The sequence below is a fragment of the Bacillus sp. GW821-FHT01G09 genome (assembly GCF_059422205.1).
The window spans coordinates 84,723-100,030 of the sequence record NZ_JBWKWL010000003.1 but is presented as its reverse complement, the minus strand read 5'-3'; the positions used below and the strand labels follow the sequence as shown (position 1 = coordinate 100,030).

At 38.3% G+C, this 15,308-nt stretch carries 15 protein-coding genes and 4 pseudogenes; 11 read left to right on the top strand and 8 right to left on the bottom strand.

All coding sequences use genetic code 11. The annotated features are described in order from the left end of the window. The first annotated feature begins 417 nt into the window (after window positions 1–417). Window positions 418–1,251, top strand: a complete 834-nt coding sequence (gene csn, locus AC07VD_RS11165) for a chitosanase (protein WP_085186596.1) — start codon at window positions 418–420, stop codon at window positions 1,249–1,251. 161 nt (window positions 1,252–1,412) lie between these two features. Here csn and AC07VD_RS11160 read toward each other — a convergent pair whose 3' ends face one another. Continuing rightward, window positions 1,413–2,393 (bottom strand): aldo/keto reductase, encoded by a 981-nt coding sequence (locus tag AC07VD_RS11160; protein ID WP_494721793.1) that lies wholly within the window; start codon window positions 2,391–2,393, stop codon window positions 1,413–1,415. A gap of 135 nt (window positions 2,394–2,528) precedes the next feature. On the opposite strand from AC07VD_RS11160, the pseudogene sigZ reads away from it, so the two are divergent. Together sigZ and AC07VD_RS11150 are read left to right on the top strand one after the other, a co-directional pair. Next, window positions 2,529–3,058, top strand: a pseudogene (gene sigZ / locus AC07VD_RS11155) (RNA polymerase sigma factor SigZ). 132 nt (window positions 3,059–3,190) lie between these two features. After that, entirely contained in the window at window positions 3,191–3,946 is a 756-nt protein-coding gene (locus tag AC07VD_RS11150; protein ID WP_217003057.1) for a metal-binding protein ZinT, read from the top strand. A 63-nt stretch (window positions 3,947–4,009) separates the two neighbouring features. Here AC07VD_RS11150 and AC07VD_RS11145 read toward each other — a convergent pair whose 3' ends face one another. Both AC07VD_RS11145 and AC07VD_RS11140 read right to left on the bottom strand, forming a co-directional pair. Next, window positions 4,010–4,138, bottom strand: a complete 129-nt coding sequence (locus tag AC07VD_RS11145; RefSeq protein ID WP_286673100.1) for a hypothetical protein — start codon at window positions 4,136–4,138, stop codon at window positions 4,010–4,012. 52 nt (window positions 4,139–4,190) lie between these two features. Then, window positions 4,191–4,482 (bottom strand): annotated as a pseudogene (locus AC07VD_RS11140) (phospholipid phosphatase); the annotation flags it as partial. A 370-nt stretch (window positions 4,483–4,852) separates the two neighbouring features. Between AC07VD_RS11140 and AC07VD_RS11135 the strand changes: the two are divergent. From AC07VD_RS11135 to AC07VD_RS11125, 3 genes are all read left to right on the top strand, one after another. Then, window positions 4,853–5,185 (top strand): MmcQ/YjbR family DNA-binding protein, encoded by a 333-nt coding sequence (locus AC07VD_RS11135; protein WP_024571552.1) that lies wholly within the window; start codon window positions 4,853–4,855, stop codon window positions 5,183–5,185. 509 nt (window positions 5,186–5,694) lie between these two features. Further along, complete coding sequence (locus AC07VD_RS11130) at window positions 5,695–6,543, top strand: MerR family transcriptional regulator (protein ID WP_124058742.1); 849 nt, start codon at window positions 5,695–5,697, stop codon at window positions 6,541–6,543. A gap of 549 nt (window positions 6,544–7,092) precedes the next feature. Next, window positions 7,093–7,662: a flavin reductase family protein gene (locus tag AC07VD_RS11125; protein ID WP_342819570.1), complete on the top strand. Its 570-nt coding sequence runs from the start codon at window positions 7,093–7,095 to the stop codon at window positions 7,660–7,662. A gap of 326 nt (window positions 7,663–7,988) precedes the next feature. On the opposite strand, the gene AC07VD_RS11120 is transcribed toward AC07VD_RS11125, so the two are convergent. The 4 genes from AC07VD_RS11120 to AC07VD_RS11105 all read right to left on the bottom strand — a co-directional run bounded on the left by AC07VD_RS11120 (window position 7,989) and on the right by AC07VD_RS11105 (window position 11,990). Next, complete coding sequence (locus AC07VD_RS11120) at window positions 7,989–8,066, bottom strand: YjcZ family sporulation protein (protein ID WP_072175780.1); 78 nt, start codon at window positions 8,064–8,066, stop codon at window positions 7,989–7,991. Window positions 8,067–8,634: 568 nt separating this feature from the next. Beyond that, window positions 8,635–9,342: a YrpD family protein gene (locus tag AC07VD_RS11115; protein WP_015483480.1), complete on the bottom strand. Its 708-nt coding sequence runs from the start codon at window positions 9,340–9,342 to the stop codon at window positions 8,635–8,637. 458 nt (window positions 9,343–9,800) lie between these two features. Next, window positions 9,801–10,598, bottom strand: coding sequence for a glutamate racemase (murI, locus tag AC07VD_RS11110; RefSeq protein ID WP_024571555.1), 798 nt, complete (start codon window positions 10,596–10,598; stop codon window positions 9,801–9,803). A gap of 348 nt (window positions 10,599–10,946) precedes the next feature. Then, window positions 10,947–11,990: a nitronate monooxygenase gene (locus tag AC07VD_RS11105; RefSeq protein ID WP_167559431.1), complete on the bottom strand. Its 1,044-nt coding sequence runs from the start codon at window positions 11,988–11,990 to the stop codon at window positions 10,947–10,949. A 403-nt stretch (window positions 11,991–12,393) separates the two neighbouring features. Here AC07VD_RS11105 and aadK point away from each other — a divergent pair, with 403 nt between their 5' ends. Next, a complete protein-coding gene (gene aadK, locus AC07VD_RS11100) occupies window positions 12,394–13,248 on the top strand; it encodes an aminoglycoside 6-adenylyltransferase AadK (protein ID WP_216996082.1) in 855 nt (284 codons plus the stop codon). Between the two features lie 225 nt (window positions 13,249–13,473). Next, complete coding sequence (locus AC07VD_RS11095; protein WP_086344116.1) at window positions 13,474–13,977, top strand: DinB family protein; 504 nt, start codon at window positions 13,474–13,476, stop codon at window positions 13,975–13,977. Between the two features lie 230 nt (window positions 13,978–14,207). Here the strand turns inward: AC07VD_RS11095 and AC07VD_RS11090 are convergent. Then, window positions 14,208–14,327 (bottom strand): annotated as a pseudogene (locus AC07VD_RS11090) (TetR-like C-terminal domain-containing protein); the annotation flags it as partial. Here AC07VD_RS11090 and AC07VD_RS11085 point away from each other — a divergent pair. The 3 genes and pseudogenes from AC07VD_RS11085 to AC07VD_RS11075 form a co-directional block, all read left to right on the top strand. Then, window positions 14,326–14,467, top strand: a pseudogene (locus AC07VD_RS11085) (sigma-70 family RNA polymerase sigma factor); the annotation flags it as partial. The pseudogenes AC07VD_RS11090 and AC07VD_RS11085 overlap by 2 nt on opposite strands. Window positions 14,468–14,603: 136 nt before the next feature. Then, window positions 14,604–14,759 (top strand): hypothetical protein, encoded by a 156-nt coding sequence (locus tag AC07VD_RS11080; protein ID WP_174245731.1) that lies wholly within the window; start codon window positions 14,604–14,606, stop codon window positions 14,757–14,759. A gap of 45 nt (window positions 14,760–14,804) precedes the next feature. Then, a complete protein-coding gene (locus tag AC07VD_RS11075; protein ID WP_101169803.1) occupies window positions 14,805–15,176 on the top strand; it encodes a DUF2568 domain-containing protein in 372 nt (123 codons plus the stop codon). Window positions 15,177–15,308 lie beyond the last annotated feature (132 nt).

Sequence of the window (15,308 nt, the reverse complement as noted above, 5' to 3'; positions counted from 1 at the left end):
TCAAATAAGGTGCAAAGCCACTATATCAGAAAAGCTTACTTGGGCGATCTTTTAGAAAGTCTACCCCATGCAAAGTATCGCCTTCCTAATAATAGGCTTTGCATGGGACGTTGCGGAATCTGGCATTCTCATCTTGCTTGCCATTTACATCACCTCCCTAACGATTTTCTATGATCACTTCCATTATAAAATAGAGTAAAGCCTTATGGCATCTTGTTAATTAAAGTTGAAGCAGTATGAAAATCAAGGGACCTTCCCAGTGAGAGGGGCTAAGGCTGATTGGCAATGAAAAGAGTAAGATTTAAGCTATATTACTTTAGATTCAAAATATTGACAAATTGATGTATTTTCAACAATAGGGCAGTTTCTTCATGTATACTGAGTCTGTATTTACAATATTTAGAAAGGGGAAGTAAAATGAAAATCAGTATGCAAAAAGCAGATTTTTGGAAAAAGGCAGCGATCTCATTACTTGTTTTCACCATGTTTTTTACCCTGATAATGAGCGAAACGGTTTTTGCGGCGGGACTGAATAAAGATCAAAAGCGCCGGGCGGAACAGCTGACAAGTATCTTTGAAAACGGCACAACGGAGATCCAATATGGATATGTAGAGCGATTGGATGATGGGCGAGGCTATACATGCGGACGGGCAGGCTTTACAACGGCTACCGGGGATGCATTGGAAGTAGTGGAAGTATACACAAAGGCAGTTCCGAATAACAAACTGAAAAAGTATCTGCCTGAATTGCGCCGTCTGGCCAAGGAAGAAAGCGATGATACAAGCAATCTCAAGGGATTCGCTTCTGCTTGGAAGTCGCTTGCAAATGATAAGGAATTTCGCGCCGCCCAAGACAAAGTAAATGACCGTTTGTATTATCAGCCTGCCATGAAACGATCGGATAATGCCGGACTAAAAACAGCATTGGCAAGAGCTGTGATGTACGATACGGTTATTCAGCATGGCGATGGTGATGACCCTGACTCTTTTTATGCCTTGATTAAACGTACGAACAAAAAAGCGGGCGGATCACCTAAAGACGGAATAGACGAGAAGAAGTGGTTAAATAAATTCTTGGACGTACGCTATGACGATCTGATGAATCCGGCCAATCATGACACCCGTGACGAATGGAGAGAATCAGTTGCCCGTGTGGACGTGCTTCGCTCTATCGCCAAGGAGAACAACTATAATCTAAACGGACCGATTCATGTTCGTTCAAACGAGTACGGTAATTTCGTAATCAAATAAGCAATTGAATGAGTAAAACGTCAGCGTTTCTTATCGATGTTTAGCCAGCATTTTCAGCACGATGTGGAAAAGACAAGAGACAAACAAGCCCTTGTCTTTCCTATATATGATAGTTCAGCATAAATATTTAAGAAAAATGTCAGTATTGAGTAATGAATGTATCACCAGGCGTATGCCTCAGGTGTCTCTCCTCCAGGTCCGGGAAAGATATCATTTAATATGCGGAGAATCTCCTCATCCAGACTGATTTCAACGGCTTTTATCGTATCACGCAGCTGCTCAACCGTTCGTGGTCCGATGATCGGAGCAGTTAAAACTGGATTTGCCAGCACCCATGCCAAAGCCACATTTGCTTCTTTTTCTCCTAGTTCTTTGCATAAATCTGAAAATTTCTCGAGTTGTAAACGATGTTTTTCAATTAAATCTGCTCTTTTTGCTGTACGAGTTCCGGCATTGCTTTTCAATGCCTTCCCGCCAAGAAGCCCTCCTGCAAGGGGACTCCACGCCACTACTCCTAAACCAAGATCCCGTGCAGCCGGCAGCACTTCCATCTCAGCTGTTCGTTCTAATAAACTATACTTATGCTGTTCAGTGACGAGTCCCATGAATCGCCGTTTTTCAGCTTCAGCTTGCGCTTTAACTAAATGCCAGCCTGCAAAATTACTGGATCCAATATAGTCTACTTTGCCGGAGCGAACCTGAGTCTCAAAAGCTTCCCATATCTCATCCCACGGTGTCCGCCTATCGATATGATGCATTTGGTACAATTCGATATGATCTGTCTGAAGCCGCTTCAGTGATCCTTCCAGGTGACGTCTGATTTTGTATAGAGACAAGCCCCTCATATCATTTGGCCCGTCATTCGAATCAGAAATCGGTTCATATACTTTTGTCGCCAGAACAACTTTCTCGCGGCGCTGTCCTCCTTGTGCAAACCATTTTCCAATGATGCTCTCTGTCAATCCTGCGTTTTTGCCCCAGCCGTAAATATTGGCAGTATCAAAAAATTGGATGCCGTTATCAAGCGCTTCATCCATGATACGGAACGCAGTCTTTTCGTCTGTATCAACTCCAAAATTCATCGTGCCTAAACATAAACGGCTCACCCGCAATCCTGTTCTCCCTAAATAGGTATACTCCACAACAAACCTCTCCTTTATCATTATTTTTTGCAACAGCTGCAATACAATTGATTCAACAATTGTTTCGCTCTTTGTTACGATTAAAAAGACGAAGCAAATGTAAAGCAGACGCAAAATTATAGGAGGTTTTTTCAAATGAATATAGAGGATCTATGGGATCAATTTCATCAGCCGTTAAAAACATATATTTCACAAAGGGTTAACGATCAATCTATCGTTGATGACCTCTTGCAAATCGTATTTATGAAAATACAAGTGCATCTCCCAAATCTGATCGATGAACAAAAGATCGACAGCTGGATTTATCGGATCACTAGAAATACGATTATTGATTTTTACCGTACAAAAAAACAAGCGAAATATTGCCTGATGATCTACATTTTAATAACAGTGCAGAGGAAGAAAATTTCACCAAGGAAGCAGCTGTGTGTATTCGATCGACCATCAAACGGTTGCCTGAAAAGTATCGAGAGGCGCTCGAGTTAACTGAATTTCAGGGGTTATCACAGAAAGAGTTGAGTGAAAAGCTCGGCATTTCTTACTCAGGAGCAAAATCAAGGGTACAACGCGGACGGGGAAAATTAAAACAGCTGCTTGAGGGGTGCTGTCATATTGAAGCGGATCGATATGGAAATATCGTAGACTTTCGTATTTTAAAGGAATAACTGATGAACAAAGTCAGTTATTCCTTTAAAATAGTCCATCCGCATGAAGAGCATTTTCCCTTTGATGTTTGCAAGAGATGCATGTATAATATAAATCGTAATATTTTCGATTTAATAAAAAGGAGTGTTGGAATGAACATTTTATTTTCAAAGCGGCTAGGCATATTAACGATTGGTTCATTACTCGTATTGGCAGGATGTCAGACTTCCGGTTCATCTAAAGGTGAGTCTAATCAAACAACATCATCCTCAGCAGTTGAAGAAGACTCTTCCAAAACGCAAGAGCAAACATCTGAAAGTCATACACACGAACATTCTCACGATCATAGTCATGCGCATGATGAAGAAACAGAAAAAATATATGAAGGCTATTTTAAAAACAGCCAAGTAAAGGATCGCTTACTTTCTGATTGGAAAGGAGATTGGCAATCTGTATATCCATACCTGCAAGATGGTACTCTTGACGAAGTGTTTTCATATAAATCAGAACACGAAGGCGGCAAGACAGCTGAAGAATATAAAGAGTATTATAAAAAGGGCTATCAAACAGATGTTGACCGTATTGTAATCCAGAAAGATACTGTAACGTTCTTCAAAAATGGAAAAGAATATTCTGGTAAGTATACGTATGACGGGTACGAAATTCTCACCTATGATGCGGGCAATAGAGGGGTAAGATACATATTCAAACTAGCTAAAAAAGCAGAAGGGCTGCCTCAGTATATTCAGTTTAGTGATCATAGTATTTACCCGACTAAAGCTAGTCATTACCATCTCTATTGGGGGGACGACCGTGAAGCTTTACTTGATGAAGTCAAAAACTGGCCTACCTACTACCCGTCAAAAATGGATGGACACGATATTGCCCATGAGATGATGGCTCATTAATGATGATTACTCTATGAAGTATGGTGTTCTTTTATCATAAAGCTGTTCTGCAACAGCCATTTATCACTGTGGAAAATGGCGCCTGTCCTTTATAGAGGTGAAATGCTTAAATGCTCCTGTGTTAGCTGCTGACTCTTCGCCAGCAGCTTTTTGTCTGTTTTCTCTCTCCGCCAGCGGTAACTTCTTTTTCATTGACTCCTAAAAAATAAACAAAACATTAATAAAACAACGTTATTGCATTAACAAAGTGAAAATATCCCTTAGCCGGGTTCGTTGAAGAATAGGGTCCGCGTAACTATTGACCAAACTCACGATGCTGCCGAGACTGGAGCTCGTGCTGCCGGAATTGGTTCCTTTATCATTATATTTTTTCATCGTGGCATTTGCCGGGACCCTGTTAATCGTTGTCGTCGCCCCCGCCTTCATTCGATATACATCGATAAGCGGACCAAGACCGTCAATTACACTGTAGCTCTGGTTTCTGCGATATCAAAATATGCGGCATTTTCCTCTCTGAAAGTACGGCGTTCTGCAATGAATGTTGGCATCCAACAAGAGGCAATTGATTAGTTGGGGGAGCCACTTCATAAAGAATATGTTTCAAGCTGGTGCTTATTGCTGCCAGCTTGTTTATGTTTATCGGTTGATGATGCCGGTAAACAGGCTAGCGGATTGACGAAGAAAGGCAGGGATACCAACGAAAGCCTCTGTTTGTCCAATGCGCCCGAATAGCTAAAGTAGCTTTCAGAAAAAAGCAACTGAATTTTTAATTTACTGCCCGATCTGCAAATTGTTAATCATAGTTCTTTTATTCACATATTCATTATTGTTAAATAAAGTAGAGGAAATCAATCGCTAAAGAAAAAACTTTAGGCAGTTATTTATGTGTAGAAGGAGAGGCAAGCAATGAAAAATAGAGAGGAAGCAATTGATTATTGTTTGAGTTTTAAAAATGTATATGAAGATTACCCGTTTCGTGATAAAAATTGGACGTTAATGCGACACATAGAAAACAGAAAGGTATTTGCGTGGATATTTAAAAAAGATGATTATATTTGGGTCAATGTGAAGTGCGAACCCGGTTTTCTCGATTTTTGGAGACAGAAATACACTTCGGTCGTTCCAGCATTTCATCTCAATAAAGAGCATTGGAATTCTATCATTCTTGACGGAACTGTCCCAGATAAAGACATATACGATATGATAACACAAAGCTACATGTTAACTAAAACCAAGTAAGCGACAGGCCCGAGGGAGAGGGGATGTAATATGTAAAGCCTTGAAGTGCTGCAAGAGCCTTGCGTCTTGATATGGAATCTATAAGGTGAGCATTGGAAAGGAAAAAAGCTTAATCTTTTTAAGGAGTAAGCTTTTTAAAAAGTTCAAATATATGTAACGACCCATTTACATCATCTATGCCTGTCAGCCTTGAATGACTACCTCATAAACTCAGCGACGAGCTACAGTAGATACTTTAAACATCTTCTGACAGATACTCCCCCTCCTTTTTCCAACTATTTTAAAATTGCGTAACAAATCATAAACCCTGTTGTGACGATAGGGTCAATACTTTTCCTGCTTAACATGCAATTGTTATGAAACTGGAAAGATCATTTCTTGGCGGATCTTTTTAAGAAAACGAAAAAGAAGATAACAGATTGATCTCAAGATTGCTCAGTTAAGATTTTGAAGGTTACCGTGTATAGTGAAGAAAGAATTCTTAGAGCTAAGACGAAAGGATGAGATGGATGAAGGAATATTTTACAATTGGCGAAACAGCCCGTCTAAATAACATCTCAATTCAAACATTGCGCTATTATGATAGGATCGGAATTTTCAAGCCTTATTATACAGATCAGGATAATGGTTATCGGTATTATCATGTCAAACAGTTCTTTTATTTAGATGTTATCAAGTATCTAAAATATATTAGGACACCTCTAGAAGAAATTAAGCGTTTCAGCTCATATACTTGCACCCCAGAAGATATGCAACACTTTCTTGAGGAGAAAGAAAGCGTTATTGTGCAAGAAATGGAAAAGCTCGAACGTGCTCGTCAATTACTTCATAGGAGACGAAAACAGCTTAATGAACAATTAGAAATATGCAGTAAAAAAGATGAAGGTTTCGTTTATTTTCGGTATATAGATAAACAAACAATATTAAAAGTAGAGACGCCTCAAGTTAATCCTCATAATCAATCCGATTTGTATTACAGAAAGCTGGCTGACGTTGTCGAAAAAATAGGAGATGTAATAGATAACTATTATGGATTCATTTATGATTTCAAGCCCTATAAGGATTCTCGTGAAATTTGTTGCAATAGTATTTATACGACTGTTTGCAGTGGGAAAAAAATAGACATAGGAGAAAAAAACATGAGGTTAGATACGATCCCATCTGGTGAATATGTATGTATTGCATTTAATTGGTCTGCAAAAAATTATGATGAGTATTATCAAAAGCTTTATCAATATATTGAATCTCACGGCATCCAAACGGATGGAAAAGTATATCAAGTTTCTCTTCCAATCGACTATAACTCATTAAGAGAAGAAAACTTCCTTACAGAATTAAGAGTGCTAAAAAATAACTAACCCTTGACCCTATAGCTGCTATAGGGTTTATGATTTGTTCATCATATTCATTCATGAAAGGAAGGATGTATAAAATGACAAAGAAAGAAGGTAAGCGCTTCGGTTACTCATGCCGCAATGGCAAGGCGGTAACACCCCTTACGTACTCGGAGCACACTTAATAAACTGGCTTGCTCCCAAAACGAATGGCCCATTTGAAGATGTACTTGTCGATTTTGATGCGGATCTTGAAAAAGAGCAGGGGATTATTGGTAGGAGTTTTTGATTAAAGCAAGCTCGGTCTGCCTAAAGTTTAATTCAAAAGCACAGCCCTGATCGTGTTATCGTTTTTGGCGGAGCGTGCGGTGTAGAGCTTGCTCCTTTGCATACTTAAACAAAACATACGATGGAGATACTGCTTTATTATCAGTTGATTGACACCCTGACACCTCAGTCCCTGACCACCATGCTCATGTACTTCTAATTTGCTGGGTTAGCTTTTATCATTGTTGTTTTGCCGCATCTCAAATTTTAATAAAAATTAAATCTTAGACAAAAGGAGCGATGAAGATGAGAGCACCGATAGATGAACCAATTTGGTACGCCTACCCTGGAATGGTAGCTGTAGTTACGGCTCAATATGAAGGTGAAAAAAACGCAATGGCTTCTGGGTGGCATACGTACATTGGATCTTCTCCAGGAATGTATGGGATATCAGTAAACAAAGAGACATATACTTACAAAATGATTGAGAAAAGTGGTGTTTTCGGTGTGAATTTTCTTCCAGGGAGATGTTCGGGATTAATTCAAGCATTAGGCACCCATAGTGGTAGAGATATAAATAAGTTTGAAGCATTTCATATTCAATACGAAAAAGGGCTAAAAGCCGAGGTGCCGATTTTAACTGATGCTTATTTTGCTTATGAGTGTAAAGTACACAGTGTTTCCACGTTGGGCGATCAAGAGTGGATTGTGGGTGAAGTTTTACAGAGATATCAAGATAAAGAGCTTTTCCTGAAAAATGGAATGCCAGATTTAGAAAAACTGGATATTCCGCTTCACATTGGAAAATCGAGCTACCGAATATTAAACAGCAAAGCAGAGGAACGTCAACACGCATTTGATCCCACAACGGATTGAGACCAGTGGATTACGCTTGAAATCTATTGGCTTATATGAAGCAAAAAAGAGACCCAAAAACCGCAAAGCTTCTTCAAGAAAGCTTTGCGGTTTTTTATATGTCTAAGCCTCGATTCATCTCACCATAAAAAGGTATTTCAACTTTCTCTTTTGATCGACAATAGTCCATAAAGGGAAGAATATTTCCCTCACAAAGAAGTCGTGGCAGTAATCTCCATAGGTGTGTTTGCATGGCCCCACTTTAATGGTTTTGTTTAAATCTAATAAAAAACAGACGCCATAAAGATTTCTTATGGCGTCTGATGGATATGAGGTAAGGTGTGTTCTTAATAGCCACCAAAGAAAGATGTCCCAACGATGATTAATAGGATGAATAGAACTACAATTAATGGAAATGACCTCATAACATCACCTTCCTTAAAAGAGGATAGTACATGATATGCAGATCGAGCTTATTCGATAGTGATGCTAGTTTAATTGATGTAAAAATATTTTTTAGCCTAAGGCTGGACTGCTAACTGATCTTTATTAGTTATTGGATCATTCTTATCATTTTGGAATGAATCCGTTTCAAAGTGATGTGTTGTTCTCGGCACTTCCTGGTGCAATCGAGCTATATGAAGACACTCCCCTTTTATGGAACTACACCCAAAACTTCTCTCTCTTGCAGACCCTTAATCATTTGACTTGCATATCGAGCGTAAGCATGCCTCATCTAAAAATAAAGTGCACCATCTGCCATTTGTTTTAACATTTTTAAGACAGTGATGCACACCTTTTGCGTTGAGCAAATGGAACAGGTTCAGAAGGGGCGAGCTGCTCCTTACTTCACCCAGATAAAAGACGGAGATAGACGGCATGTACCGAAGCTAACTGAAAGTTAAATTGAAATGAAAAAAGGGGCATGTTAAGCCCCCTTTAAGACGATCGAGAGCTTCTCAATAGCCTAATGCATTGTATGTTTAACATGTTTTAATTTTTCACAACGGATAAACTGACACTGTTGCCTGAGACTGTTACTTTAGCGAAGTCTTGTGTATCAATTACAGGTGTTATTGCTTTGTTGTCGATGGTGATGTTTGTAAAAGATGTAGAAAAGTTTGATTTGATAGATTGGCGTGACCCTGTTGTAGCAACTGTAGCGAGCGCTTTCCATTTGGAGATGGAGCCGACATTTGTTTTGCTGATCTCTGAAATGAGACGGCCGTTGTATCCCGCATTGTTTGTGCCCCAGTATGTAGCGCGTGTATTGCCGTTAAGGTTTTTGTAGATGGTAAGTTGTACGGTGCTGCCGGGACGGAAGCCTTTCGTATTCGTGAATTGGCTTCCTCCTTCGAGGTACTGAACCTGATCCTGTCCTTTTGAACCGACTTTCATATATGGTTTCCATACGTTATATTTATCACTGTACTGAAACCCGATATCGGATTCTGTGCCTCCGCTAAAGCCAGAGTAGATATAGGCTGTCCCATTTGAAACCTGAATGGAGCTAGGAAGCTGGATTTTCGTAACAAAAATGGCACCAGTGCTGTTCAAGTAAGCCCTCCCGCCGATTCCATCAGTTAGCTGTGATGCAGCTTCTGCGGTTTTTGGGCTAATAATACCCGGCACATCTACTGCACATGTGCCAAAAAGCACAGTTGCCGTAAGCGCACCCGCAAGCAGTCCTTTTTTCATCATCATTATTTCCCCCTATCATTATAATTAGAAAGCGTTATCATCTTGTATTATAAAACATTATGAAAATAATTCCATGATAAACATGAAAATAGACACAGAATTTACACATTATGACTATGTATATCTGGCAAACGGTCGATTCGCAATCTCGAAAAATGTCCTGTGAAGTGTACATGTTACGATAACTTTTCAATCGATACTTGTGCTTTATTGTAATAGAAAAGCTATAGAGATGGGGTAGAAATAAGAGGGGAAAGAGCGAAAACACTGTAATCAGATATGTGTGCATAACTCAATTGTTTGTTAGAAAAGAAGTGGGCTTTTTCAACCCGCTTCTTAGTTCATGTTTCCCTTCAGGAGACTGTCTTTTTCATTTACATTGGATAACAAACCCGAATTCATACTTCTCCCTTTTATAAATTTACTGAAAAATTGTTTATAACCAGAGCCCCTTACATTCAATGTCCAACACGACTCCTTTGATTTTCATCTAATATTTCAAACAATTTTTTGTACTTTGATATGATTTCTTGGTCCACAATTTTCTGGCCTGAATTGAAAAAGGTGATTGAGCCCGATCCTTTACCAAGCTGGTTACGATCTGCAAGAACTTTTTTCAACTGTTTTGCAGTACCGACACTGCCTGAAATCATATCAACTTTTATCCCAAACAGTTTTTCAAAACTGTTTTTGAAAAACGGAAAATGAGTGCATCCTAACACAATCGTTCCGTATTGTTTCAAATCAAAAGAAGATAGTTCGTTCTTTAGATATTTAATGATTTTGTCTTCACTAAAATCAAAGTTCTCAGCAAATTCAACTAGTCCTGGAAGAGCTAAGCAATCAACAAGGTCATGGTGATCAATTTCTTTAACTAGATTATGAAATTTCTCTTCTTTAAGCGTCAAATTAGTAGCAACTACCAGAACTCTTTTTCTTTCCTCTGTACATTTATTTATAGCAGGCTTTACAGCGGGTTCGATTCCGATTATCGGAAAGTCGAAGTTTCTCCGAAGATCCTCTATCGCAATGCTAGTAGCTGTATTACACGCAATAACAAGAGCTTTGATATTTTGACTGGCCAGAAATTTAGCTGCATTGAAAATATATTCTTTAACTTTACCCTTTGATTTTTCACCGTATGGAACGTTTAACGTATCTGCATAAAAAATGTAATCTTCATAAGGAAGAACTTTTATGGCCTCATACAATACAGTCATGCCACCAATTCCTGAATCAAAAAATCCTATTTTCATCACTTCTCACGCTTTCTGTCTCATTCTTTTTTTATCATATGACTTTATATCATCTGAATCAAACGAAAAAGAACCATTTTACTATTCAAATTTAATATGGGAGCTATCGATTATTCGAATAGGGAGCAAAACTGGAGAAGGGGAGATAAGATCGAAATGTTGGTAATGTATTGTGGTTGTGGTGAAATTATCAAGATCGCATCGTATCAATGTGATGATTGATAACCCGATTCAAATTAGCTTTGAAAATGTAGGAGTATTTAGATTTCCAGAGTCAGTGGATGAAATTACGAAAAAAAAGCAAACTGCCTGTCGAAGTTTGCTTTTTGCTCTATCAATGAGGTGCGCCTATATTTTTATATCCTCTTGGCAAAGCTGATTTAAAAGCTGCTTAACCGAAATTTCCTCAGTCAATGACCGTATCCCTTGACCTGCCCATAAAGACATCTGATCATGGTTATTTTGAAGTGAAGCCTGCTGTCTCATTGCCTTCGTTAGTGTATTTTGATAAGGATACGGAAGGGTTTGTGTCTCAAACTGTTCTTTTTCTTCCATCCATTTATTTACGATTCCTCTGGCCTCTTTACCTGAAAATAATGTCGTAAGCTTTGTATCTGCTTCGTTTGCTTCTAGTATTTTCTGTTTATGTACTGGATGTGCGTTACTCTCGTGACAAATTAAAAAGGCAGAACCGATTTGAACTCCTTGGGCTCCAAGGGTTAAAGCCGCTTTTACTCCTCTGTGGTCTATCATTCCCCCAGCAGCTATGACAGGTACGCTCAGTGCATCTGCTGCTTGTGGAATCAGAGCCATTAAACCTACGGCAGATTCACCTTTGGAAGGTAAGAATGCTCCGCGATGTCCACCGGCTTCACTTCCTTGAAGGACTACTATATCCATTCCCCGTTCTTCCATTAACAATGCTTCTTCTACTGTTGAAGCGGTTCCTATTAAACAGCATCCAGCGGTTTTTAGCTCCTTTACTGCGTCTTCAGGCGGCAGATCAAAAGTGAATGAGCAAGCCTTAACCTTATATTTTAAAATTAGATCAATTTTTTGATAGAAGTCATCCCACTCTTCTTGTACAGATGTGAATTGATTTACTTGATTAGCTAACGGTATGTTTTCTTTCCACTTTTTAATCTGATCTTTTGGCGGCATCTCTAGACCTAGCGGAACAAACACATTAATTTGAAAAGGAGCGTCTGTCAGCTCAAACATATCTTTTATCTGTTGTTCTAGTAGGTCTGGCGTAAGATACCCCGATGCTAAGCTGCCAAGAGCACCTTGATTCGAAACTGCAGATGCAAGTCGGGGCTTTGTAATACCGCCAGCCATTGGAGCTTGAATAATCGGTTTTGTTAAGGAAAACTTCTTCATAAATTCATTCATACCGAATCCCCCCGTTAAGACATGATTTTTGAAAAAAGTGTCATTTTTAAGTTTACTCAAAAACTCGTATTCGCTTAAATATATCGTTTTCCTTCTTTTTGTCAATCTCTCATGCTAGTTAACATGTCGATAAAGCAGGGGGATTAAAGTGTGTCAAAGATAGTGTCGTCCCATGGCGGCTCTACAAAAACCTGTAACAACTGAATATTCATGAAGTCCGTCATAGTTGATATCTGATTTTGAGATGTCTTGCATCTTAATTTTGAATGTTATATAGGAGAACATCATGTAAAATAAAGCTTAGAAGAATACATCACATTCAAGAGTAAAAAAATCTATAAGACGTACAGATCAATATTCGGTTTTACAGTTAGATATTAAGGCTGAAACGGAGGAACATGTAATGCGAAGTGAACAGGAAATGATGGACATTTTTTTGGACTTTGCTTTGAACGATGAGAGAATCCGATTGGTCACTTTGGAAGGGTCACGTACAAACAGAAATATCCCTCCTGACAACTTCCAAGATTATGACATCTCGTATTTTGTAACTGATGTAGATTCTTTTAAAGAAAATGATCAGTGGCTCGAAATCTTTGGGAAGCGCATTATGATGCAAAAACCAGAAGATATGGAGCTTTTTCCTCCCGAATTAGGTAATTGGTTTTCATACATTATTCTTTTTGAGGATGGCAACAAATTAGATCTAACCCTTATTCCAATTCATGAAGCAGAAGATTATTTTGCTAATAACGATGGTTTGGTTAAGGTCTTGCTCGATAAGGATTCGTTCATCAACTATAAAGTGACCCCAAATGATCGCCAATACTGGATGAAAAAGCCGACTGCAAGGGAATTTGATGATTGCTGTAATGAGTTCTGGATGGTTTCGACTTACGTAGTAAAAGGATTAGCAAGAAATGAAATCCTTTTTGCCATTGACCATTTAAATGAAATTGTACGTCCTAATTTATTGAGAATGATGGCTTGGCATATCGCATCTCAGAAAGGGTATTCATTTAGTATGGGGAAGAACTATAAATTTATGAAACGGTACCTTTCAAATAAAGAATGGGAGGAACTCATGTCTACATATTCTGTGAATGGGTATCAGGAAATGTGGAAGTCTTTATTTATTTGCTATGCATTATTTAGAAAGTATTCAAAAGCTGTATCAGAAGGTCTTGCATATAAGTATCCTGATTACGATGAAGGTATCACTAAGTATACGGAAGGTATTTATTGCTCAGTAAAGTGATAAGAATATAGGATTGTCTTCATATGATATTTGATTCTCGCTGACAATGGAGACCAAGTAGTCAGATGTTTGTAAAAAGATGCGTAAATCGTTACGTTTAAGAATGTCTACGCATTTTACTATGATTATTCTTGTCCGAAATTTTTGTTCTTTTTAACGAAACGAAGCATTATAATTAACCTATAGGCACATTAAAAAAATAAAAGAATGTAAAGGAGGATTTTTGTGTTCCAAACCTTAGACCATTTTTTGAAATCTTGGGAGTTCGAAGCAGATGCTACACAGAAACTATTAAATAGTCTAACTGATGAATCACTTAAACAAGAAATAACTTCACAAAATTGGACTCTAGGCCGTATTGCTTGGCATACTGTTGCTGCCATTCGCATCATTACCTCAAACACAGACTTAACGTTCCATGCCCCAGCTGAAGATTATCCTGTTCCAACTTCGGCTCAGTTTATAGCTGACAGCTATCATCAAGCCAGTAATGCATTTGTACAGGCATTAAAAACCCAATGGACTGACCATACACTTCAAGAACGTATCAACTTTATCGGGCAACAATTGCCTAACGGTTCACTTTTGATGTTTTTGATTCAACATCAAAATCACCATCGGGGACAAATGACTGTTCTTATGAGACAAGCAGGTTTAACTGTTCCAGGTATTTATGGTCCAGCAAAAGAAGAATGGGTAAAATTTGGTTTGGAAGCCCCGAAAATGTAATCAACCTTTTTATAAAAAAGTTACGCTATGACAACATATAAGAAGATGTTTTGATCTATCTTTTTTCAAAACATGTTCTTTTTTTGTTCGTTTACCAATGATAAGAACATATTCGAATCATTTTTATTCCAAACACTTCAAATGACAACGTTCTTCTGCTTTATTGTTGGCCTATTCCCAACGATGTAAGTATAATTTTTAATGCTGTCTAATCTTCTAGATACACATATCTATAGATTCCTCTCTAACAAAACCCCCGCTTTTTCTGCCATCACTCGAGGTGGGTAAGGCATTGCATTTTTCAACCGCCATTCGACTACTCCTACGTATGCATTTGCAACAAATTCGATCTATGGTTCAGAAATTCCAATGAAACATTCAGGTGTTGCTCAATTTGGACTAGAAGCAGCTGCGCCAAAAGGAAGCCTATTGGAAGAGTCTAGCTAAGTTGCAACAAATGGATATAAGAGAGGAACGTCTTCTCAAAAGGGAAGGCAATTTATTTACTGTAATTCATACAATGAGTAAAGCCTCCAAGGTATATTCTTTACTTCGTTCGACAAATTCTGCAAATTGTAGACAACTTCCTGATTATTTGGATAATTAACTGGATAGGAGGGGAAAAGTTGTCATATTTCATTATACTTATCATCGTTCTATTAATCGGAGCATTGGTAACAGCAGCAGTCGGTATCATCTCTTCAAAAGTAGAGGTAATCTCGCCGAAAACTACAATAAAATCTAAAGAGGAAGAACAGAAAAGTTTTTATACGCTGAAATAAAGCAGAGAAAGAGCATCTCCTACGGGGGTGTTTTTTATAGAGGAGTTGAAAAAACTGAATCAGACTAATTTACTTTTAAGATTCACCCTTGAAATGGCTGCACTAATCTCCTTAGGGGTGTTTGCTTGGATAAGCTTTAATGGTTATTTTAAATATGTTTTAACTTTGGTTTTACCTATTGCAGTTATGATTGTCTGGTCTGTATTTGCAGTACCTCATGATCCTAGTCGAAGCGGACAAACTGTAATAGCTGTAAACGGGGTAACAAGGTTAGTTATTGAATTATTGATCTTTGCAATGGCTGTTGCAGCGCTTTATTTTAGTCATTTAAAACCAGTTGGTATTGTCTTTTTATGTCTAATAATACTCCACTACATCTTTTCAGCTGAGCGTATCAAATGGCTTCTAAATCAATAGTTTTTAATTTCGGCACTCGTTATTTGAGTGCTTTTTATCATTCTCTGTAGAGCCAGTGATTCTCAGATTAGATTATTGAAGGTTAACGGCTTGGGCACAGTTGCAGTTTAGAACGCATTTTTCAATAAAGAA